Annotated in this window: 19 protein-coding genes; 7 read left to right on the top strand and 12 right to left on the bottom strand. The window is 60.2% G+C overall.

The annotated features are described in order from the left end of the window. Nucleotides 1-91: 91 nt before the first annotated feature. A complete protein-coding gene (locus HF327_RS13595) occupies nt 92-1,591 on the bottom strand; it encodes an N-acetylmuramoyl-L-alanine amidase (protein WP_198460676.1) in 1,500 nt (499 codons plus the stop codon). Further along, a complete protein-coding gene (tsaE, locus tag HF327_RS13600; protein ID WP_198460677.1) occupies nt 1,588-2,109 on the bottom strand; it encodes a tRNA (adenosine(37)-N6)-threonylcarbamoyltransferase complex ATPase subunit type 1 TsaE in 522 nt (173 codons plus the stop codon). Before tsaE ends, HF327_RS13595 begins: the two co-directional genes overlap by 4 nt. Before the next feature lie 12 nt (nt 2,110-2,121). Between tsaE and queG the strand changes: the two genes are divergently transcribed. Further along, a complete protein-coding gene (gene queG / locus HF327_RS13605; protein WP_198460678.1) occupies nt 2,122-3,162 on the top strand; it encodes a tRNA epoxyqueuosine(34) reductase QueG in 1,041 nt (346 codons plus the stop codon). 60 nt (nt 3,163-3,222) lie between these two features. Here the strand turns inward: queG and HF327_RS13610 are convergent, their stop codons facing one another. After that, nucleotides 3,223-4,131 (bottom strand): AEC family transporter, encoded by a 909-nt coding sequence (locus HF327_RS13610; protein WP_198460679.1) that lies wholly within the window; start codon nt 4,129-4,131, stop codon nt 3,223-3,225. Between the two features lie 244 nt (nt 4,132-4,375). On the opposite strand from HF327_RS13610, the gene HF327_RS13615 reads away from it, so the two are divergent. The 3 genes from HF327_RS13615 to xerD all read left to right on the top strand — a co-directional run bounded on the left by HF327_RS13615 (nt 4,376) and on the right by xerD (nt 7,780). Further along, nucleotides 4,376-5,356: a tripartite tricarboxylate transporter substrate binding protein BugE gene (locus tag HF327_RS13615; protein ID WP_198460680.1), complete on the top strand. Its 981-nt coding sequence runs from the start codon at nt 4,376-4,378 to the stop codon at nt 5,354-5,356. A gap of 294 nt (nt 5,357-5,650) precedes the next feature. After that, the gene (locus tag HF327_RS13620) at nt 5,651-6,556 is read left to right on the top strand and encodes an alpha/beta hydrolase (protein ID WP_198460681.1); all 906 of its coding nucleotides are present in this window, start codon (nt 5,651-5,653) and stop codon (nt 6,554-6,556) included. 267 nt (nt 6,557-6,823) lie between these two features. Continuing rightward, on the top strand, nt 6,824-7,780 hold the full coding sequence (gene xerD, locus HF327_RS13625) for a site-specific tyrosine recombinase XerD (RefSeq protein WP_198460761.1): 957 nt from the start codon (nt 6,824-6,826) through the stop codon (nt 7,778-7,780). A gap of 7 nt (nt 7,781-7,787) precedes the next feature. Here the strand turns inward: xerD and HF327_RS13630 are convergent, their stop codons facing one another. Next, nucleotides 7,788-8,465 carry a molybdopterin-dependent oxidoreductase gene (locus tag HF327_RS13630; protein WP_198460682.1) on the bottom strand — a complete coding sequence of 226 codons (678 nt, stop codon included), beginning with the start codon at nt 8,463-8,465 and terminating at the stop codon, nt 7,788-7,790. A 214-nt stretch (nt 8,466-8,679) separates the two neighbouring features. Here HF327_RS13630 and HF327_RS13635 point away from each other — a divergent pair, with 214 nt between their 5' ends. Further along, entirely contained in the window at nt 8,680-9,681 is a 1,002-nt protein-coding gene (locus HF327_RS13635; protein ID WP_198460683.1) for a Bug family tripartite tricarboxylate transporter substrate binding protein, read from the top strand. A gap of 102 nt (nt 9,682-9,783) precedes the next feature. Here the strand turns inward: HF327_RS13635 and HF327_RS13640 are convergent, their stop codons facing one another. The 3 genes from HF327_RS13640 to HF327_RS13650 all read right to left on the bottom strand — a co-directional run bounded on the left by HF327_RS13640 (nt 9,784) and on the right by HF327_RS13650 (nt 13,333). Beyond that, nucleotides 9,784-11,070 carry an EAL and HDOD domain-containing protein gene (locus HF327_RS13640; protein WP_198460684.1) on the bottom strand — a complete coding sequence of 429 codons (1,287 nt, stop codon included), beginning with the start codon at nt 11,068-11,070 and terminating at the stop codon, nt 9,784-9,786. A gap of 33 nt (nt 11,071-11,103) precedes the next feature. Then, nucleotides 11,104-12,363, bottom strand: coding sequence for an EAL and HDOD domain-containing protein (locus HF327_RS13645; RefSeq protein ID WP_198460685.1), 1,260 nt, complete (start codon nt 12,361-12,363; stop codon nt 11,104-11,106). Between the two features lie 163 nt (nt 12,364-12,526). Beyond that, nucleotides 12,527-13,333: a ferritin-like domain-containing protein gene (locus tag HF327_RS13650; protein WP_198460686.1), complete on the bottom strand. Its 807-nt coding sequence runs from the start codon at nt 13,331-13,333 to the stop codon at nt 12,527-12,529. A gap of 59 nt (nt 13,334-13,392) precedes the next feature. On the opposite strand from HF327_RS13650, the gene HF327_RS13655 reads away from it, so the two are divergent. Both HF327_RS13655 and hslO read left to right on the top strand, forming a co-directional pair. After that, nucleotides 13,393-13,917, top strand: coding sequence for a gamma carbonic anhydrase family protein (locus HF327_RS13655; RefSeq protein ID WP_198460687.1), 525 nt, complete (start codon nt 13,393-13,395; stop codon nt 13,915-13,917). Nucleotides 13,918-13,949: 32 nt separating this feature from the next. Continuing rightward, nucleotides 13,950-14,957 (top strand): Hsp33 family molecular chaperone HslO, encoded by a 1,008-nt coding sequence (hslO, locus tag HF327_RS13660; protein WP_198460688.1) that lies wholly within the window; start codon nt 13,950-13,952, stop codon nt 14,955-14,957. A 42-nt stretch (nt 14,958-14,999) separates the two neighbouring features. On the opposite strand, the gene HF327_RS13665 is transcribed toward hslO, so the two are convergent. The 5 genes from HF327_RS13665 to HF327_RS13685 form a co-directional block, all read right to left on the bottom strand. Further along, nucleotides 15,000-15,485, bottom strand: coding sequence for a hypothetical protein (locus tag HF327_RS13665; RefSeq protein WP_198460689.1), 486 nt, complete (start codon nt 15,483-15,485; stop codon nt 15,000-15,002). 59 nt (nt 15,486-15,544) lie between these two features. Next, nucleotides 15,545-15,823: a septum formation initiator family protein gene (locus HF327_RS13670; protein ID WP_198460690.1), complete on the bottom strand. Its 279-nt coding sequence runs from the start codon at nt 15,821-15,823 to the stop codon at nt 15,545-15,547. A 76-nt stretch (nt 15,824-15,899) separates the two neighbouring features. Further along, entirely contained in the window at nt 15,900-17,186 is a 1,287-nt protein-coding gene (eno, locus tag HF327_RS13675; RefSeq protein WP_198460691.1) for a phosphopyruvate hydratase, read from the bottom strand. A 390-nt stretch (nt 17,187-17,576) separates the two neighbouring features. Beyond that, on the bottom strand, nt 17,577-18,434 hold the full coding sequence (gene kdsA / locus HF327_RS13680) for a 3-deoxy-8-phosphooctulonate synthase (RefSeq protein ID WP_099738105.1): 858 nt from the start codon (nt 18,432-18,434) through the stop codon (nt 17,577-17,579). Nucleotides 18,435-18,583: 149 nt separating this feature from the next. Further along, nucleotides 18,584-20,245, bottom strand: coding sequence for a CTP synthase (locus tag HF327_RS13685; RefSeq protein WP_198460692.1), 1,662 nt, complete (start codon nt 20,243-20,245; stop codon nt 18,584-18,586). Between the last annotated feature and the right edge of the window lie 8 nt (nt 20,246-20,253).

A 20,253-nucleotide genomic window follows, 5' to 3' on the forward strand; every position in this document is an offset into this window, starting at 1 on the left:
CTCATGTCATTTGAGCTTGGCAGCTGTCATCGTTTTGGCCATAAAGCTGACAGCAGTGACTAATGGTTTATGGCAAGCGCGGCGGATTTGTTCAAACCGAGCGGCTGCGCGCCAGCGGCGGGTTGTGCGCAAAGTAGTTGCGAATGCCGCGCATCAGCGCATCAGCCAGTTGATCGCGGTAGGCGGCAGATGCCAGCTTGGCCTCTTCTTCAGGGTTGCTGATAAAGGCGGTTTCGACCAGCACGCTGGGAATGTCTGGTGCTTTGAGTACGGCGAAACCGGCTTGCTCTACACGCGCCTTGTGCAGCTTGGCCATACCGCCAATCTCGCCCAGCAGCGAAGTACCGAGCTTGAGGCTGTCCTTGATTTGCGCCGTGGTACTCATGTCCAGCAGCATGCGCTGCACATGCCGGTCTTGCATGCCGCCCACATTCAGGCCACCCACCAGGTCAGCCTGATTTTCCTTGTTGGCCAGCCAGCGCGCCGCCGTGCTGGAGGCACCGCGTTCGCTGAGTGCAAACACGCTGGCACCGCGAGCGGCGGGTGTGGTGAAGGCATCGGCATGAATGCTGATGAACAGGTCAGCCTGCACGCGGCGGGCTTTTTCCACGCGGGTGGCAAGGGGGACGAAGAAATCGGCATCGCGGGTCATCACGGCGCGCATGGGGCTGCCGCCAATGCGGGAGTTGTTGATGCGCTCGCGCAGCAGGTGCGCCACCTTGAGCACCACATCTTTCTCGCGCAGACCGCTGGGGCCGGTGGCACCGGGGTCTTCACCGCCGTGGCCGGGGTCCAGCACCACGATGATGATGCGGTCCGTGCTTTGCGAGGTGGCAATGTTGGGCGCAGGCCGTGGCGCGGGTGCTGGTGCGGGCGCAGGCCTTGGGGCCGGAGCGGGCGCTTGAGCAATCACGGCGGGTGCTGCGGCGACCGGGGCAGGCGAGGGTGCAGGCACGCGCTGATTGCGCTGGGCAATCAGGTCGCCCAGCGGGTCAGCCTGCGGCGCGGCGGCAATGACGGCTGGTGGCGGTGTGGTGATCAGGCCGCTGTGAGGGGTGGGTGCGGCGGCGATAGCACCGGTGCTGCCCACGCTGCTGGCATCTCGCAGGCGTTCGCTGATCAGTGCTTCCAGCGGATCCACCGCCTTGGCGGGGTACAGATCCAGTACCAGGCGGTGCTTATAGGGGGCAATCGGCTGCAGCGTGAAGACCTGGGGGCGGGCTTCTTGTTTGAGGTCGATGACCAGTCGTACCACACCCGGTGCGAACTGGCCCACGCGGATGCTGGCGATATTCGGATCGTCGGGGCGAACCTTGGCCACCAGCTCTTTCAGGGCCGGGTTCAGATCCAGCCCTTCCACATCGACGGCCAGGCGCGGTGGGGAGGAGACGAAGACGGGCTTGGCTGTCAGCGGAATATCGGATTCCAGTGTGACACGTGAATAATCGGGGGCGGGCCAGATGCGCACGGCCACAATACTGGCCCCTTGCGCAATATGCTGGCGACCCAGCAGCAAGACGATGCTGCCTGCCTGCAGCAGGTTGCGCCGGGACAGACCGAATGGAGCAGGGGTGGGGTAAGTTTTGCTCATGCCGTAAATGCTTCAAGCACCGTGCAGCCTGCGGGGGTGCCTGCTTTGAGCGTCACCTGCCGTTGCACATCGTCAATTGCTTCAATATGGATAGCGATGTCCGCAACAGGTGTAACCGCTGCAGCCTTTTCGGGCCATTCTGCCAGCTTGAGCCCGGGGCTTGCAAAAATGTCGCGAAAACCCGCATCTTCCCATTCCCGTGGGTCGTCAAAGCGGTAGAAGTCAAAGTGCCAGATGGACAGGTCGCCCGCCTCATGCGGCTCCACCACGGCATAGGTGGGGCTTTTGATGCGGCCTTGCACGCCCAGAGCGCGCAGCCAGTGGCGCACCAGCGTGGTCTTGCCCGCGCCCAGGTCACCGTGCAGAGTGGCATAGGCGTTGCGCAACTGGGGCAGGGCCGCCAGTTGTTGTGCAAAACGCTGAGTATCTTGTTCGTCGCGCCAGACTATCTGTAGCTGCGCCAGCGCGGGTGCAGGATCGCTTCCTACAATTCGGGGAGTATGTTGAGCAGCAGTCAATTGATTCCTTTGATGCAAGCCTGGGCTCGCGAGCTGGGATTTTCCCAAATCGGCGTGGCGGGCGTAGATTTGTCTTCGGCAGAGCCCGGCTTGCTGCAATGGTTGGCGCAAGGGTTTCATGGCGAGATGCACTATATGCAGACCCATGGTTTAAAACGAGCGCGCCCCGCGGAATTAGTTCCCGGAACCGTGAGCGTGATTACCGTGCGCATGGATTATCTGCCCCAAGCCACGGCGGATGGTTGGCAGGCCGTGGAATGGGATCGCTTGAAGAACCCCGCCGAAGGCATTGTCTCCATCTATGCCCGGGGGCGGGATTATCACAAGGTGCTGCGCAACCGCCTGCAAAAGCTGGCCGAGCGCATTGCGCAGGAAATGGGCCCGTTTGGCCACCGCGCCTTTACTGATTCGGCCCCCGTGCTGGAGGCCGAGCTGGCCAGTCGCAGCGGCCAGGGCTGGCGCGGCAAGCACACGCTGGTGCTGAGCCGCGAGGCGGGATCCATGTTCTTTCTGGGCGAGATTTATGTGGACTTCGCCATTGACCCTACCGAGCCGGTGACTGCGCACTGCGGCAACTGTACATCCTGCATAGACGCCTGCCCCACGGGTGCCATCATCGCGCCGCACAAGGTGGATGCGCGTCGCTGCATTTCGTACCTGACGATTGAGCACGCGGGCAGCATTCCCGAAGACATGCGCCCGCTGCTGGCCAACCGCATCTACGGCTGCGACGACTGCCAGCTGGCCTGCCCCTGGAACAAGTTTGCCAAGCCCAGCCAGTTGCCAGACTTTGACGCCCGCGCCGGGCTGACAGGCTCGCAGCTGGTGCATTTCTTTGCCTGGGATGAAACCACGTTTTTGCGCATCACCGAAGGCAGCCCCATTCGCCGCATTGGCCATGCCCGCTGGCTGCGCAATGTGGCTGTGGCATTGGGCAACGCATGGCGTGAGACAGGTCAGCCCGAGCTGCAAGCAGCGCTGCAAACCCGTGTCAGTCACCCAGACCCCGTGGTCGCCGAGCATGTGGCCTGGGCGCTGGCGCAGCGCGCTTGATTTTTGATTCAATAGGGCTCTGGTACTTATTGAATAAGCCTTGGCAGCTATTGAATTTGATCAAACCCCAATCAGCCAAAGCCCAAACGGCAAGCTGAGCACGCCCAGCATGGTCGAGAGCGACACCAGGCTTGCCACAAACGCCCCCTCATATCCCATGCGCACCGCCAGCACATAGCAGGACGAGGCCGTGGGCATGCTGGAAAACGCCATCAGTGCAATGGCCTGCGCACCGTGAAGTCCGAACAATCGCACCATGCCAAAGGCAATCAGTGGCTGAATGGCATGGCGTATCAGCAGCAGCTCGCCGGCCAGCAGCTTGTTGCTGGCCAGTGCGCTGACCTTGAGCCCCGCCCCCGCCGCCATCAGCCCCAGGGCAATCGAGGCTGCGCCCAGGCGTGTCACCGGTGTTTCCAGCAACTCGGGAATCTTCAGGCCTGCGGCATTGAAGATCAGGGCGCAGACGGTGCTGACGATCAGCGGGTTGCGCAGCAAATGGCCCACAAAATGCTGGCTGCTGCCGCGTGTCATGGGCCAGACGGCTGCCACATTGAACAGCGGCACTGACACGCCGATCAGCACCGAGACATAAAGCAGGCCTTCCGGACCCGCGAGACGCGATACCAGGGCCAGAGCGATGAAGGAGTTAAAGCGAAACGCCACCTGCGCCGCCGAGGCATGGCTGCGCCGCTCAATGCGCCGACCCAGAAACGGCAGATAGGGCAGGCTGTAGGTCAGTGCAACGCCAAGCAGACCGCCCAGCACGCCCGCGCCCAGCAACTGGCTGGCATCGCCCCACTGAATCGGATTGCGCGTGATGGAGTGAAACAGCAAGACCGGGAACAGCAAGTAGTACACCAGTTGCTCCACCGCCTGCCAGACGCTGCGGTTAATGGGCGTGAAGCGGCACAGCACATAGCCCAGCACGATGAGCGAGAAATCGGGGAAAAGCAGTTCTAGATAGTTCACGGCGCAAGCATAGGGCCGGCAGAGCCTGGACTTTGGCTTGCTGAGAGAAAGCTGTCACCTTGGTGCTCAGTGGTAGTACTTACTGTTGCGAATCCACCGATTCGATTTGAACCTTGATCCGGTGCAATGTTTTTGCACAAACCTAGGGTTTTCACTGGCGAATCAGGGCTAACAAGGATGTGTCAGGTTTTTGTCGCCACTTACCATCAGCCGTCAATTTTTGAAATCATAAGGAGACCCCTTCATGAATCGTCGTATGTGCATGGGCCTGACCGTGGCTCTGGCAGCCGCAGGTTTTTCTACCGCTGTGATGGCTGAGGCCAACTACCCTACCAAGCCCATCAAGCTGCTGGTGCCCTTTGCCGCAGGCGGCACGACAGACATCATTGCCCGTGTGATCGCCGAGCCGCTGGGCAGGGAACTGGGTCAGTCCGTGATCGTGGACAACAAGGGTGGTGGCGGTGGCGTCATCGGCGCGCAGGAAACCGCCCGCCAGAAGCCCGATGGCTACAACCTGGGCATTTCCACGCTGTCGACCATGGCCACCAACCCGGCCATCAACCCCAAGACTCCCTACAACCCGCTGACCGACTTCACGCCCATCATCAACATTGCCGCCACGCCCAATGTGATCGCCGTGAACCCCAAGTTTGCGGGTAACGCCAACTACAAGGCATTCGAGGCTGAACTCAAGGCCAACCCCGGCAAGTACTCGTACGGCTCGTCCGGTACGGGTGGCATTCAGCACATGCTGATGGAACTGTACAAGTCGCTGACCGGCATCCAGATGACCCACGTTCCCTACCGTGGCGCGGGCCCGGCCCTGAATGACGCCGTTGCCGGCCAGATTCCCATGATTCTGGACAACCTGCCCTCGGCACTGCCCTTCATCAAGGACAACCGCCTCAAGGCCATCGCCGTGGCCGCCCCCCAGCGCCTGGCTGTGCTGCCTGATGTGCCCACCTTCAAGGAAGTCGGTCTGCCCCAGGTCAACCGCATGGCTTCTTACGGCATTTTGGGCCCCAAGGGCATGGACAAGGCCACAGTGGAAAAGATCAATGCCGCGGTGAAGAAGGTGCTGCAGGACCCCGCCGTGAAGAAGCGCATTGAAGATACCGGCTCGCTGGTGGTTGGCAACTCCCCTCAGGAGTTTGCCAAGGAACTCAAGGAAGAGTTTGAAACCTACAAGCAAGTCGTGGCCAAGCAGAAGCTGACGCTGGACTAAGCACCTCCTCTGCTACTGAAGAAGTAGCAAGTACCGCTAGCCCGAATTGCCTTTGAGGTGATTCGGGCTTTGTTTTTGATTGTGCTTGGGGGCGTTTTCGACCCGTTGCTGTCACTGAAGTATCTACCATGGACTTCCGCAGCTAGCCAAAGAGTTGTCGGTGGCGGTATGTAGAGCCGGTCGTTCAATGTTTCGGTTTTTGCAGTAGCGCCAGGTTGAAGTACGCATATGAATCCAAAATGCGTTTAGTGGCGTATAGAGAACATGCCGTTTTTTTCTAAACTTTCCACCTCTATGAGTCGCCGCCTAGGCCTTATCGGCATCGGTTCCGCCATCGCAGCGCTGCTGTCCGGGTGTTCTGGTGCCCAGGTGTTGGACCACCTAGTGGCACATGACACCTACCACGGCCCGACGGGCGTGCGCTATGGGCCCGATCCGCGTCATCTGCTGGATGTGTACCAGCCAGAGGGCGGCACAGTGCCCGGCAATGCACCCGTGGTGCTGTTTTTTTACGGCGGCAACTGGACAAGCGGCGAGCGGGCCGAGTACCGTTTCGTGGGCGAAGCCCTGGCGGCCAACGGCATCATCGCTGTGGTGGCCGACTACCGGCTAAGCCCCCAGGTGCACTACGAAGGCTTTCTGGCCGATTGCGCATTGGCCCTGCAGTGGACCTTGGCAAATGCAGCCAGCCTGGGTGGCGATCCTGCGCGGGTGATGGTGATGGGCCATTCCGCCGGGGCTTACAACGCAGCGATGCTGGCCTTGGACCCGCGCTGGCTGGCGCCTTTAGGCTTAACACCCAGTCGCCTTGCAGGCTGGATTGGCCTGGCCGGGCCCTACGATTTTTTGCCGATTGTGGACCCCCACGTCCAGGTTGCTTTTGGCTGGCCGCACACCCCTGCCGATTCCCAGCCCCTCTTCTACGCCAACGCCAAGGCCCCCAGCACCTTGCTGCTGGCTGCACGCAACGACAAGGTGGTGGACACGCAGCGCAACACCGTCGGCTTGGCGAACCGGTTGCGGGCTGCCGGTACTGAGGTGGATATGCGGATCTTTGACCGCCTCAGCCACGTGACTACCGTTGCCGCATTGGCCCGACCGCTGGACTGGCTAGCCCCGGTACTGCCGACGGTGGTGGACTTTGTGCGCAGTGAGTCACTGCGTAGCGGCATCAACACATTGAGGAATACAACGGCTTGAGCCATGGGGTTAGGCGGCTTCTCGATCTCGTTGGGCGCTTACCCTGCCAGCTTATTGCCTTCGGAAGAAGGCATGATTTCTCTAGGCATAAGCCAGTGCGGGGTAAGTTTCAGAGTAATCACGAAATTTGACAACGACTTAAAGGAAAACCGGAGTCGATAACGACTCAGACCAGCCTAGACCTGCCGTTTGCAGCCACGCGCCGGACGGCAGTTTCTGGCCGTTACCGACCATTGCCGCGCCCACTCCAGCGTGTACCCTCGCTCCATGCCTGAAGCCGAGAAAAAACCACGCCAATCGCAGACCCCTGAAAACTGGCCTGCGCCTTTGCCCGCCAGTCAGGATGCGCTGGATTTATTCATTGATGCCTTGCTGCTGGAGGATGGACTGTCGCGCAACACGCTGTCGGCCTATAGACGCGACCTGAGTGCGTTTGCGCAGTGGCTGGCCAGCTTGCTGCCGCCCAAGGCGGTGGATGACGCGCAGGAGGGCGATATCAACGCCTACTTTGCGGCGCGGGTCGGTGAGACCAAGGCCACGTCATCCAACCGCCGCCTCACGGTGCTGCGCCGCTACTACCACTGGGCGTTGCGTGAGAAGCGCATAGCTACTGACCCCACAGTGCGCATGCTGGCTGCCAAGCAGGCACCGCGCATGCCCAAGGTACTGACGCAGGAGCAGGTGGAAGCCTTGCTGAAAGCGCCCGATGTGGAGATGTCGCTCGGCCTGCGGGACCGGGCCATGCTGGAGCTGATGTATGCCAGCGGCCTGCGTGTGAGCGAGCTGGTGGGCGTGCGCATGCACGAGCTGGACTTGCGCGCCGGCGTGCTACGCGTGACGGGCAAGGGGCGCAAAGAGCGGCTGGTGCCCTTTGGCCAGGAGGCGCAGCACTGGCTGGAGCGTTATCTGCAAGGCGCTCGCGCCATTATTCTGGGCGGACAGCAGACCGACGCGGTGTTTGTCACCCAGCGCGGCGCGGGCATGAGCCGGGTGATGTTCTGGGTCATCGTCAAAAAATGCGCGCAGATTGCAGGTGTGACTTCACCCCTCTCGCCCCACACGCTGCGCCATGCGTTTGCCACACACTTGCTCAACCACGGAGCTGATTTGCGTGTGGTGCAGATGCTGCTGGGCCATGCCGATATCTCCACCACCACCATCTACACCCATGTGGCCAGGGAGAGGCTCAAGTCGCTGCATGCCGAGCACCACCCACGCGGCTAGTGCATGTTTAAGCGACGGCTGGGCTGATCTGTATGTAGTACAGCCCCCAGACCGCCGCAGGAAAGCGCTGTTGGATGGGCAGCTGGCTTAGTTCAGGGATGTGCTGGGGCGCAAAAACGGCCCAGAGCGGCCCTACGCCACCGACAGACAGCGGCAACCCGTCGAGCTGGGTGGCCAGCAGAATGCGCCAGCGCACGGCTTGTGTCAGTGGCATCTGGGTGCGGTAACCGTCAATGCCTTGCAGGGTGAGCTGCAGGCCTTGTGCAATGGCGTGGGCGATATCGATGCCTGCGGCCTGCAGCACATGCTCCAGCAAGGGACCTTGCAGGCGGTGCTCGGCTTCGTCGTATTCCAGCTGGGTGGTCAGCTGGTGCTGCTCCAGGCTGTTGAGCGCATCCAGCCCGCAAGACCAGGCTGCATCAAACTGATAGCCGTGTGTGTTGAGCATGCGGTCGGCAACGGCCTGGGGCTTGCCGCGATTGGCCTGCACGCCTGTGCCGCTGATGGTGAGCATGACGGGCTGCAGGCCATCCAGCACGCAGGTACTGGATGCCGAGCGGGAAGCCGGGCGCGAGGCGGTACGAGCCGATGCAGCGGCTGCGGGCAGGGCCATCGCACTCAGCGCCGCACTGGCGGCACTGCCTTGCAGCAGTGAACGACGTGAAAACAGAGACTTGGCAGCCATGAAGCGCTTTCTGTGGTGTGGACTCTCTGCAGTCTAGCGACAAGCGCCGTGGATCAAGCATTTAGCCGTCATTGATAGCATGTATTGGTCAACTTGTAGTTTTCTTATCGCTGTTTTGATGGTTTTTGAAGTTTTAATTGCCGATTCGACACCGCATTCATCTCGGGAATGCTCTTTGGTCAAAAATGCAGGCCTTGTTATCTGGATTTGAGTAATGACTAACTTTGTTCGCCGCAGCGTGCTGAGCTGTGCGCTGGCCGCTGCGCTGCCTGCCGCTTTTTCCCTGAATGCCCAGGCGGCTGATAAGGCCGATGCGGCGTGGCCCAGCCGTCCTATTCGTCTGGTGGTGTCTTATCCCGCTGGCGGCGTGAGCGATGTCGTGGCTCGTGCTTTGGGTGAAAAGCTCACCGCCTCGCTGGGTCAGCCAGTGGTGATTGAGAACAAGGCCGGTGCCGGTGGTGCGATTGGTCTGGATCAGGTGGTCAAGTCCAACCCCGATGGCTATACGCTGGGCTTTTCCTCCATCAGCCCGCTGACGCTGAGCCCGCATCTGGGCAAGCCGCTGTTTGATGCGCAAAAGGACATCACACCCGTGGTCAGCGTCATGTACTCGCCTGTGCTGCTGCTGGGCACCACGCGGCTGACGGCCAAGAGCTTCCCTGAAATGCTGGCGCAGGCCAAGGCCAACCCCGGCGATGTGCGTTGGGCTACGGCCGGTCTGGCATCGTTGGGCCACATCATGCTGGAGCAGATTGCCGACCAGTCCAAGACCCAGATCACGCATGTGCCTTACAAGGGCGGCGGCCAGCAGCTCAATGACGGCCTGAGCGCGCAGTTTGAAGTGCTGTCTACCAACGCCGGCCCGGCCGTGATGCAGCACATCAAGGCTGGCAAGTTCAAGGCGCTGGCTGTGGGCGCGCCTTCGCGCCTGGATTCGCTGCCGCAAGTGCCTACACTGGCTGAGCTGGGCTACAAGAACGCCAACACGACCTCGGTCTTTGGTATCTTTGCCCCCGCCGGTGTGCCCGCCCCCGTGCTGGCCCGCCTGAACGCCGAGGTGAACAAGGTGCTGGCGCTGCCTGAAATGCGCCAGCGCCTTGAGGCGACGGACAACGTGCCCACAGGTGGCAAGGCGGCTGACTTTGCCAAGCAGATCGAGGCGGAGTCCAAGGCCAATGCACACATCATCAAGGCAGCCAAGATTCAGCTGAACTGATAAGTAAAACGATAGCGCCTTGCGCTTGAATGAAAAGGGCTTGCGGCCGATTTAGCCGCAAGCCCTTTTGTCTATGTGCGCTAGAAGCTCACATTTTGATAGTCAAGCTCCTTCGCTGATCAGGCTGTCAGCCCAACTCAGGGCCTGCAGGTGGGCCCAGTTGACCTGATGGTTGGACAGGTGCAGCGCATTGGCGGCCTGTGCAAAGGCCGCTTCGTCGCCCGATTCGCAGGCGCGCGTCAGGTCGAGGAAGGGGGCGAACACGCCCTTGTTGTGCACCAGTGCATCGACGACGGATTGCGGCAGTGCCACGGATTCCAGTGCCTTGACGATGGGCTGGCCCAGCATCACGTCGAGCAGCGAGAACACGCCGACCACAAAAGCATGGTCGCTTTCCTCGGGGGGCAGTAGCTCGGCGCTCAGCAGTTCCATCAGGCGGCCGCGCACCACGGCGGTCTGGCCCACGGCGGGCGGCGTACCGCCTGCACGCGAGGTGGTCAGCAGCAGTGCCGCCCAGCGGAACAGCTTTTTGAGGCCCAGAATCATCACTGCATGGCGAAAGGATGTGACCTCGCAGGACAGGCCAAAGCCCGAGCTGTTGATGAAGCGCAGCAGGTTGAAGGACAGCGTGGGGTCCTTCTTGAGCAGCTCTTCAATCTCTTCGGTACTGGCCTGCTGGCGCACGAGGTTGATGAGCTGAATGATGGTCGCCTGCGTGGGCCGAATGGTGCGCGCCTGCACCACCTGGGGCTGGGCGAACCAGTAGCCCTGGAACAGTTTGATGCCCAGGCCGAGCATGTGATCAAACTGCTCGGCGGTTTCGACCTTCTCGGCCACGATCTGAGCGCGGGTGTAGGTCTGAGCAAACTTCACCAGCTTTTCGGCGTGCTCCAGTCCGAAGGCCTGCATGTCCAGTTTGACGAAGGAGGCCATGGGCAGCCACGACGCGTAGTTGCGGCGCAGCAGGTTCTGATCGAACGCCAGACGAAAGCCGCGCTGGCGCAGGGCGTTGAAGGTGGGCAGGCAGGCCTCGATGCTCTCCGGCGAGGCATCGGCAGGCAGGGCCGGCACTTCCAGTACCACGCGATCGGGGTGAATCAGCTCCAGATGGCCGCCACTGAGGCTTTCATGCGTGCAGTTGATGAAGACCGTCTTTTTGCCCACCAGCGCTTCGGCGCCTGCGTACGACAGGGCGTTGAACAGCAGTGCAGCATCAGAGGCGGCGGTGTGCGCGTTGTGCGAGACGGAGCGGTCAAACAGCTCGTAGCCGAACACATCCCGTTTTTCATCAACGATGGCCTGACGCGCAATGCTGGCGATGTTGGCATCGTCTTTGTCCGTGCTTGGGTCAGCGGGCTGAGGCAGGTCGGAGGTGTCTGAGGTTTCCATGGTTGCTATCAATAGGGTGTGTGCTGTGCTCTGTCAATCGGACAGGCACTCCGTCCAACTCAGTGCCTGCAGGTGGGCCTGGTTGATGTCGTTGTGTTCCAGCTCAAGGCTGTCAGCGCTGCGGTCAAACTGATCCAGGTCCTGGCTCTCGCAGGCTTGCGTGAGGATGAGCAGCTCACCCAGAATGCCTTCGTGGCGCAGCAGGGCGGCAGAGACGGCCTCGGATACGGGAATCAGCGCCAGAGCCGCGGGCAGAGGCATGTTCAGCATGCGGTCGAGCATGGAGAACATACCGCAGATAAAGGCCAGGTCGGTATCGGTCTCTGTCAGCGAATGTTTGGCCAGCAGCTCCATCAGGCGCCCGCGAATCACAGCGGTCTGGCCTACGGCGGGCGGTGGACCCCCTTCGCGGGCGGCCGTCAGCAGCATGGCCGCCCAGCGGAACAGCTTGTTCATGCCGAGCAGCATGACGGCTTGCTTGAACGAGGTGATCTCGCGGTGCGCGCCAAAGCTGGCTGAGTTGATGAGGCGCAACAGGTTGAAGGCCAGTGCTGCGTCTTTTTTCAGAACTTCTTCAATCGCATCGGTGCTGGCTTGCTCGCGCACGAGGGTCAGCAGCTGAATGATGCTTTGCTGTGAGGGGGTGAGCAGGCGGGTTTGCATCACCGTGGGGCGTGCAAACCAGAAGCCTTGAAACAGCTCGATGCCAAGGCGTTGGCCCAGGTCGTGCTGCAGCGCGCTTTCCACCTTCTCGGCAATCAGTTCGGCACGGGAGTGGCGGCTGGCAAATTTGACCAGTACTGTCAGCTGGGCCGGGGCCAGAGCCGACAGGTCCAGCTTGATGTAATCGGCCAGCGGCAGCCAGGCCGAATATTCAGACTCCAGCACCGTATGGTTGAAGGCCAGGTGAAAGCCTTGATCCTTGAGGGCCAGCAGTGTGGGCAGGCGTGCCGCGACTTCGTGAATGGCTGCGTGGCCCAGCGGGGGAATTTCCAGCACCACCTTGTCGGCGGGCAACAGCTCCAGGTGCTCGCCGGTCAGACCTTCATGCGTGCAGTTCACAAACATGAGCTTGGTGCCCACCAAGTCTTCTTCGCCCGCGTGCGTGAGGGCGGCAAAGATCAGCGTCGCATCGGACGACATGGTGTGGTCGTAAGGCGAGCGCGAGCGGTTGAACAACTCATAGCCAATGATTTGCTGCAGCCCATTGACGATGGGCTGGCGGGCAATCATGCCTTTGGACAGGTTGCGCGAGGGGGCGAAAGCCGTGTCCTTTAGGGTTTGTTCACTCATCTGTACATGCCATCTGTTGGTGAGGAAAAGTTGGCTTTGCTCGTTGCTGTAAGAATGAGCCGATCATAGTGTCAGCTTTGAGCGTGTGGGGCTTTTGCGCCAACAACTTGGGCTGAAGGGGTGTAACAGCTCAAAAAACTTGATTCGAGTCAAGAAAGATGACTCAATTTTGTTTGAGCCAGTCCATCTCCGTCACCGTAAAGCCTGCGGCAAGGCGCGCACTTTCGTTGAAGGGCGGGCGCATGCGCGGTGCCTCGTAGCGGGTTGCCAGTTCCTGATACAGCGGAACGGGGTCCCGTCCATCTTTCTCGCACAGCCAGCGGTACCAGTGGTTGCCGATGGCGACATGGCCCACTTCCTCGCGCAAGATGATGTCCAGAATCTCTACAGCTGCCAGTGCATCGGGTGCATGGGTGTTGCGCAGCTTGTTCTGAATTTGCGGCGTGGCGTCAAGACCACGGGCCTCCATCGTTCTGGGTACCAGTGCCATACGGGCGGTAATGTCGCCCGCCGTTTTCTCGCACATGGTCCACTGACCCTGATGGGCGGGGTAGTCGCCATAGTCCTTGCCATGGCACTGCTGCAGGTGCTCGCGCAGCAGGCGGAAATGCTTGGCTTCCTCGGCCGCAACCTGCAGCCAGTCGTAGTAATACTGCTGGGGCATGCCGTCAAAACGCCATACCGCATCCAGCGCCAGATTGATGGCGTTGAATTCGATATGCGCAATGGCGTGGATGAGAATGGCCCGCCCCTCTGGTGTGGCGGGTGAGCGGCGACCGACTTCCGTGTGGTGCTTGAGCTCGGGCCTGGCCGGGCGGCCCGGCAGCTCAGATTCGGGGACAGGCAGCGCAGGCGCGGTATCTGCTATCGAATAAAGAGCTTTTTGCGCATACAGATCAAGGGCTGCAGCGGCTTTTTGTTCTGGGTCTGAAAAGCACAAGACCTCTAGCGCGCGATGACGTAACTCCATCCCTACAATTCTAGGTTGTTGAGAGAAGTAAGAAGTCATAAACCACGGAGACAAAACACATGGCAATTTACGAACTGGATGGCGTGGCGCCCGAGATCGATGAGTCCGCCTGGGTGGCGGACAGCGCAGAGGTCATGGGGCGCGTCACGCTGGGCAAAGATGCCAGCGTCTGGTTCGGCACCGTGATCCGTGGTGATACCGACAGCATCACCATCGGCGAGGGCTCCAATATTCAGGATGCCAGCGTGCTGCATGCCGATATGGGCAAGCCGCTGAACGTGGGTTGCAATGTGACGGTTGGCCACCAAGTAATGCTGCATGGCTGCACGATTGGCGATGGCTCGCTCATCGGCATTGGTGCTGTGGTGCTCAATGGCGCAAAAATTGGCAAAAATTGCCTGGTTGGCGCAGGTTCGCTGGTGACGGAGGGCAAGGAATTTCCTGACGGATCCATGATTTTGGGCAGCCCCGCCAAGGCCGTGCGTGCGTTGTCGCCAGAGCAGATCGAAGGTCTGCGCCAAAGCGCCAAAAATTATGTGTTGAATGCACGTCGCTTCAAGAGCGGCTTGCGCAAGCTGGGTTGATAGCAGCCCAGCCTTTACCGGGATCTATTAGCGTGTCTGAACTGCATAAATTCATTTTTGACGGCCTGCCCGTGCGTGGTGCCATCGTCCGCCTGACCGATGCCTGGCAGGAAATCCTGCAGCGCCGTGCTGGCAACAGCGAAACCGGTGCCTACCCCGAAGCCGTGGCTGCCCTGCTGGGCGAGATGGCTGCTGCCAGCGTGCTCATGCAGTCCAACATCAAGTTCAATGGCGCTCTGGTGTTCCAGATCATGGGTGACGGCCCCGTCAAGCTGGCCGTGGCTGAAGTGCAGTCCGACCTGAGCCTGCGCGTCACGGCATCGCTGGTGGGCGAGGCCAACTACCCGCTCAAAGGTCAGCAGGCTCCGCTGGCGAATCTGGTCAATGCACGCGGTGCAGGCCGTTGTGCTGTCACGCTGGACCCCAAGGACCGCCAGCCCGGGCAGCAGCCTTATCAAGGCGTGGTGTCATTGAACGATCAAAATGGCGGCCGTTTTGAACGCCTGTCGGATGCTCTGCAGTTCTATATGCAGCAGTCCGAGCAGCTGGACACCGTGATGGTGCTGGCCGCCAACGATCAGGTCGCCGCAGGCCTGATGCTGCAACGCATGCCTGTGAAGGGCGAAGCCAATCTGTCCGCAGCCACCGAAAGCGGTGATGCCGAGCATGATGCCCAGGGTATGAACGAGGAATACAACCGCATCGCCACGCTGGCCTCCAGCCTGAAGCAGGAAGAGCTGCTGACGCTGGATGTGGACACCATCTTGCGCCGCCTGTTCTGGGAAGAAAAGCTGCTGCGCTTTGCGCCCCAGGCCGATGAGCTGGCACCCCGCTTTGCCTGCACTTGCAGCCGCGAGCGTGTGGGAACCATGCTGGTCTCGCTGGGCGAGAAAGAAGTGGAGTCCGTCTTGGCCGAGCGTGGCCAGATTGAAGTGGGTTGTGACTTCTGCGGTCAGCAGTACCACTTTGACCCTATCGATGCGGCGCGCTTGTTCACGGATTTGAAAACCCAGCCTCCAAGCTCTGCTGCGGTGCAATAAGTCGCTGCAGTAACTTACTGCGGTAACTGAAAAAGGCCAGCGTCAGCTGGCCTTTTTCAGTTGGGCGAACAGAGCCTGTTCGCATTCAGGGTCGTCGCACTGCTCGCAGCCCTTGAGGCGCATGCGCGCGCTGGGCTTCCAGGGGTTTTGGGCTGAAATCCAATTCCAATCAGCGTCAGGTGCTACGGATTTTAAAGACTCTGCGAGCTGCAGCCACTGTGCAGAAGGCTTTCCATACAGCATCACATAAGGCCGCTGCTCTGCGTCCAGCTGCTCTCGCCAGGCGCTGATCTGCCGCGCAATTGTTGGATCTGCCGGGTCGCTATCGCGCCAGTCTTGGCCTAGCACATACACCAAGGCTTCTTGCGGCCAAGCCTCACTCGCTTGAGGGGCAAGGCATTGCCATGCGTTCTGGCTGCCCTTGTTTGCACCTTGCTCCCACGCCTGCAGCAAAGCGTGGGCCATGCTGCGGGACAGCGCATGGGGCATGCCCAGCAGAACGACGGTGGGGTAGCGGTGATCAGTCATGAATATCAATGAAAAAGCCAGCGCAAGGCTGGCTTTGAATGCTGCGGGGCGGGCCGTGGTCAGCGCTTGGAAACCTGAATATAGATTTCATTGGGCTTGACCATGCCCAGCTCGTAGCGGGCTTTTTCTTCCACGGTCGACAGGCCGTCCTTCAAGTCATTGACTTCAGACTCCAGTCTGTCGTTTTCAGATTTTTCCAGGGCATTGGCGGCGTACTGCTCCTGAATCTGCTGATGCAGATCCTGCACATAGGCCATGCTCCCATTGCCCAGCCAGAGCTGGGCATGAATGGCGGCCAGAAGAACCAGCAGAGTGACGCAGACGACGCGGTTAACCATAAAAAAACCTGGTGGAAACAGGAGAAGCGCCGCAGCCGAAAATCGGTTGCTGGGCGCTTACTCTTAGCCCTGCACTTTAGCGCAGGTTGTAGAAGGCCGCGTTGCCAGGGTACTCAGCCACATCGCCCAGATCTTCTTCGATGCGCAGCAGCTGGTTGTACTTGGCGATACGGTCGGAGCGGCTCATGGAGCCAGTCTTGATTTGACCTGCGTTCAGGCCCACGGCGATGTCAGCAATGGTGCTGTCTTCGGTTTCGCCCGAGCGGTGCGAGATCACTGCGGTGTAACCAGCGCGCTTGGCCATTTCGATGGCAGCGAAAGTTTCGGTCAGGGTGCCGATCTGGTTGATCTTGATCAGGATGGAGTTGGCAATGTGCTTGTCAATGCCTTCCTTCAGGATCTTGGTGTTGGTGACGAACAGGTCGTCGCCCACCAGCTGAACCTTCTTGCCCAGACGCTCGGTCAGGATCTTCCAGCCATCCCAGTCGCCCTCGTGCATGCCGTCTTCGATGGAGATGATGGGGTACTTGTCGCACCAGCCGGCCAGCATGTCAGTCCACTGCACAGCGGTCAGTGTCATGTTGCCTTCGCCAGCCAGAACGTACATGCCGTCCTTGTAGAACTCGGAAGCAGCACAGTCCAGACCCAGAGCGATTTGCTCGCCGGGCTTGTAGCCAGCCTTCTCGATGGCTTCGATGATCAGCTGAATTGCCGCTTCGTGGTTTTCCACGGAAGGCGCGAAACCGCCTTCGTCACCCACGGCAGTGGACATGCCCTTGTGGTGGATGATGGCCTTCAGAGCGTGGAACACTTCAGCGCCCCAGCGCACGGCTTCACGGAAGGTGGGAGCGCCGACAGGGATGATCATGAATTCTTGCAGGTCCAGCGAGTTGTTCGCGTGGGCGCCGCCGTTGATCACGTTCATCATGGGCACGGGCAGTTGCACGCCGCCCATGCCGCCGAAGTAGCGGTACAGGGGCAGACCGGCTTCTTCAGCAGCGGCGCGGGCCACAGCCATGGACACGGCCAGCATGGCGTTGGCACCCAGGCGGCTCTTGTTGTCGGTACCGTCGAGGTCGATCAGGGTCTTGTCCAGGAAGGCTTGCTCGGAAGCATCCAGGCCCAGAACGGCTTCGGAGATTTCGGTGTTGATGTGCTCAACAGCCTTCAACACGCCCTTGCCCAGGTAACGGCTCTTGTCGCCGTCACGCATTTCAATCGCTTCGCGCGAGCCGGTGGATGCGCCGCTAGGCACAGCCGCACGGCCCATCACGCCGGATTCCAGCAGCACGTCGCATTCAACGGTGGGGTTACCGCGGCTATCCAGCACTTCGCGGCCTACGATGTCAACAATGGCACTCATTGCATTTCCTTTGGGTTTCTGAAATCGGTACGTGCAGGCTGATTTCGGTTATGAAATCACGCCCAAGCGCTTGAGCATCAAGCGCAAGCTGCTATTAAAACTTGTGAAGCTGGTTGCTTTCCACCTGCTGCGCGCGCCATGCACGCGATCAGTATGAAAGAGGCTGCGGCAGCTATTGTGCACAAATTTGACAGGCCGCTTTAGCCTTGACGTGATGCTGTAATCGAGTTTCTTCTTTTTGAATATTGCGGTTACAGGCTTTGGGCACAAAAAAGGCATGACGCCACGGTTCATCGTGTCAGTCATGCCGGGGTGCATCATGGGCTTAGACGCCTGGCCGCGGTTTGCGGCGCTCGGTGTGCGTGCGGTTGATGCGCAGTGCTGTCATGCTCAGGCTTCGAAATGGTTTTCGAGGAAACCGTTGCGCTTGGTGATGTCATCCAGTGCCACCAGGGTCTCCAGCAAGGCCTTCATGTGCTTGAGAGGCACGGCGTTGGGGCCGTCGGAGAGGGCGTTGCTGGGATCAGGATGGGTTTCCATGAACAGACCCGCCACGCCCACGGCCACTGCGGCGCGGGACAGAACAGGCACCATCTCGCGCATGCCGCCGCTGCTGGTGCCGTTGCCGCCAGGCAGCTGCACGCTGTGGGTGGCGTCAAATACCACGGGAGCGTTGGTCTCGCGCATGATGGCCAGCGAGCGCATATCGCTAACTAGGTTGTTGTAGCCAAAGCTGGCACCGCGTTCACAGGCGGTGAAGCTGTCAGCAGGCAGACCTACTTCGAGGGCGGCAGCGCGGGCTTTGTCGATGACATTCTTCATGTCATGCGGCGCCAGGAACTGGCCCTTTTTGATATTCACGGGTTTGCCGGACTGGGCCACGGCACGGATGAAATCCGTCTGGCGGCACAGGAAAGCCGGGGTCTGCAGCATGTCCACAATGGACGCTACATAAGGTACTTCTTCGACGGTGTGCACATCGGTGAGGATGGGCACGTTCAATTCTTTTTTCACCTTGGCCATGATTTCCAGACCCTTTTCCATGCCGGGGCCGCGGAAGCTGGTGCCGGAGGAGCGGTTGGCCTTGTCAAAGCTGCTCTTGAAGATGAAGTTGATGCCTAGAGAGGCCGTGATTTCTTTCAGTTGCCCAGCCACGTCCATCTGCAGCTGCTCGGACTCGACCACACAGGGGCCGGCGATCAGGAAGAAGCGTTTTTCAAGGCCAATGTCAAAGCCGCAGAGTTTCATGGTGGGTTCCTTTGTGCACGCATTGCATGCTTCAAAACTGAAGCTGCTGGCGCTATAAATTGAATGACTTCAGCAGCATTTGATGCTGAAGTCTTCATATTTCAAGCGCTGGCAGCTCCTATTTCAGGATTGATTCCAGTGAACGGGAATCAGGCCTTTTTGCCCGAACGAGCCTTGTTGTCCATCGCTGCCTTGATGAAGGCATTGAACAGGGGGTGACCTGCCCAGGGAGTGGACTTGAACTCGGGGTGGAATTGCACGCCGATGTACCAGGGGTGAGTCTTGGCAGGCAGTTCCACGATTTCGGTCAGCTGCTCACGCTGAGTCAGCGCCGAGATCACCAGACCGGCTTCACGCAGCTGGTCCAGGTACTGGGTGTTGGCTTCGTAGCGATGGCGGTGACGCTCGGTGACCACATCGCCATAGATGCTGTGGGCCAGTGTGCCGGGTTGCACGTCAGACGACTGTGCGCCCAGGCGCATGGTGCCGCCGAGGTCGGAGTTGGCGTCACGTGTCTTGATCGTGCCGTCCGCATCCTTCCACTCGGTGATCAGCGCGATCACGGGGTTGGGCGTGTTGGCGTCGAACTCGGTGGAGTTGGCACCTTCAAGACCGGCCACGTGGCGGGCGTACTCGATGGTCGCAACCTGCATGCCCAGGCAGATGCCCAGGTAAGGCACTTTGCTTTCGCGGGCGAACTTGGCGGTCGAGATCTTACCTTCCACGCCACGCGAGCCGAAGCCGCCGGGCACCAGAATGCCGTCGTAGTCCTTGAGCAGCTTGGAAGCGTCTGCATCGTGGATGGTTTCCGAGTCCACGTGCGTGATCTTGACGCGAACATGGTTGCGCATGCCAGCGTGCTTCAGGGCTTCGTTGACCGACTTGTAGGCGTCCGACAGTTCCACGTACTTGCCCACCATGGCAATCTTGACCTCGCCTTGAGGATGCTCAGTCTCGTAGACCAGCTCATCCCAGCGCTTGAGGTTGGTAGGAGGCGTGTTCAGGCGCAGCTTGTCGCAGATCAGGCCGTCCAGACCTTGCTCGTGCAGCATGCGGGGCACCTTGTAGATGGTGTCCACGTCCCACATGGAGATCACACCCCATTCGGGAACGTTGGTGAAGAGGGAAATCTTTTCCTTCTCTTCATCAGGCACCTGGTGCTTGGCGCGGCACAGCAGAGCGTCGGGCTGGATACCGATTTCGCGCAGCTTCTGCACGGTGTGCTGGGTGGGCTTGGTCTTGAGCTCGCCGGCCGTTTCGATGAACGGCAGGTAAGTCAGGTGCACAAAGGCGGAATTGTTGGGGCCGAGCTTCAGGGCCAGCTGACGGGCAGCTTCCAGGAAGGGCAGGGACTCGATGTCGCCCACGGTGCCGCCGACTTCGCAGATGGCAACATCCACTTCGTGGTCTGTGCCCAGACCGGCACCGCGCTTGATGTATTCCTGAATTTCGTTGGTGATATGGGGGATGACCTGCACGGTCTTGCCCAGATAGTCACCACGGCGTTCTTTTTCCAGCACGGACTGATAGATACGGCCCGTGGTGAAATTGTTGGTCTGACGCATGCGCGTTTCGATGAAACGCTCATAGTGGCCCAAGTCCAGATCGGTCTCGGCTCCGTCATCCGTCACGAACACTTCACCGTGCTGGAAGGGCGACATCGTGCCCGGGTCCACGTTGATGTAGGGGTCGAGCTTGATGAGGGTGACTTTGAGACCGCGCGATTCGAGGATCGCTGCAAGGGAGGCTGAGGCGATTCCCTTACCGAGGGAAGACACCACACCGCCGGTGACGAAGACGAACTTGGTCATGTCTTTTA

Source organism: Comamonas suwonensis (assembly GCF_012844455.2).
In the GTDB taxonomy this organism is placed as follows: domain Bacteria; phylum Pseudomonadota; class Gammaproteobacteria; order Burkholderiales; family Burkholderiaceae_C; genus Comamonas; species Comamonas suwonensis.

What these genes read in the sequence shown, in the direction of transcription:
- HF327_RS13665 (WP_198460689.1), bottom strand. Translation starts at nt 15,485, where the DNA reads ATGACTGATCACCGCTACCCCACCGTCGTTCTGCTGGGCATGCCCCAT.
- HF327_RS13630 (WP_198460682.1), bottom strand. Translation starts at nt 8,465, where the DNA reads ATGGCTGCCAAGTCTCTGTTTTCACGTCGTTCACTGCTGCAAGGCAGT.
- HF327_RS13595 (WP_198460676.1), bottom strand. Translation starts at nt 1,591, where the DNA reads ATGAGCAAAACTTACCCCACCCCTGCTCCATTCGGTCTGTCCCGGCGC.
- HF327_RS13655 (WP_198460687.1), top strand. Translation starts at nt 13,393, where the DNA reads ATGGCAATTTACGAACTGGATGGCGTGGCGCCCGAGATCGATGAGTCC.
- HF327_RS13640 (WP_198460684.1), bottom strand. Translation starts at nt 11,070, where the DNA reads ATGGAAACCTCAGACACCTCCGACCTGCCTCAGCCCGCTGACCCAAGC.
- kdsA (WP_099738105.1), bottom strand. Translation starts at nt 18,434, where the DNA reads ATGAAACTCTGCGGCTTTGACATTGGCCTTGAAAAACGCTTCTTCCTG.
- HF327_RS13650 (WP_198460686.1), bottom strand. Translation starts at nt 13,333, where the DNA reads ATGGAGTTACGTCATCGCGCGCTAGAGGTCTTGTGCTTTTCAGACCCA.
- HF327_RS13645 (WP_198460685.1), bottom strand. Translation starts at nt 12,363, where the DNA reads ATGAGTGAACAAACCCTAAAGGACACGGCTTTCGCCCCCTCGCGCAAC.
- HF327_RS13615 (WP_198460680.1), top strand. Translation starts at nt 4,376, where the DNA reads ATGAATCGTCGTATGTGCATGGGCCTGACCGTGGCTCTGGCAGCCGCA.
- HF327_RS13670 (WP_198460690.1), bottom strand. Translation starts at nt 15,823, where the DNA reads ATGGTTAACCGCGTCGTCTGCGTCACTCTGCTGGTTCTTCTGGCCGCC.
- HF327_RS13620 (WP_198460681.1), top strand. Translation starts at nt 5,651, where the DNA reads ATGAGTCGCCGCCTAGGCCTTATCGGCATCGGTTCCGCCATCGCAGCG.
- queG (WP_198460678.1), top strand. Translation starts at nt 2,122, where the DNA reads ATGCAAGCCTGGGCTCGCGAGCTGGGATTTTCCCAAATCGGCGTGGCG.
- HF327_RS13685 (WP_198460692.1), bottom strand. Translation starts at nt 20,245, where the DNA reads ATGACCAAGTTCGTCTTCGTCACCGGCGGTGTGGTGTCTTCCCTCGGT.
- eno (WP_198460691.1), bottom strand. Translation starts at nt 17,186, where the DNA reads ATGAGTGCCATTGTTGACATCGTAGGCCGCGAAGTGCTGGATAGCCGC.
- xerD (WP_198460761.1), top strand. Translation starts at nt 6,824, where the DNA reads ATGCCTGAAGCCGAGAAAAAACCACGCCAATCGCAGACCCCTGAAAAC.
- HF327_RS13635 (WP_198460683.1), top strand. Translation starts at nt 8,680, where the DNA reads ATGACTAACTTTGTTCGCCGCAGCGTGCTGAGCTGTGCGCTGGCCGCT.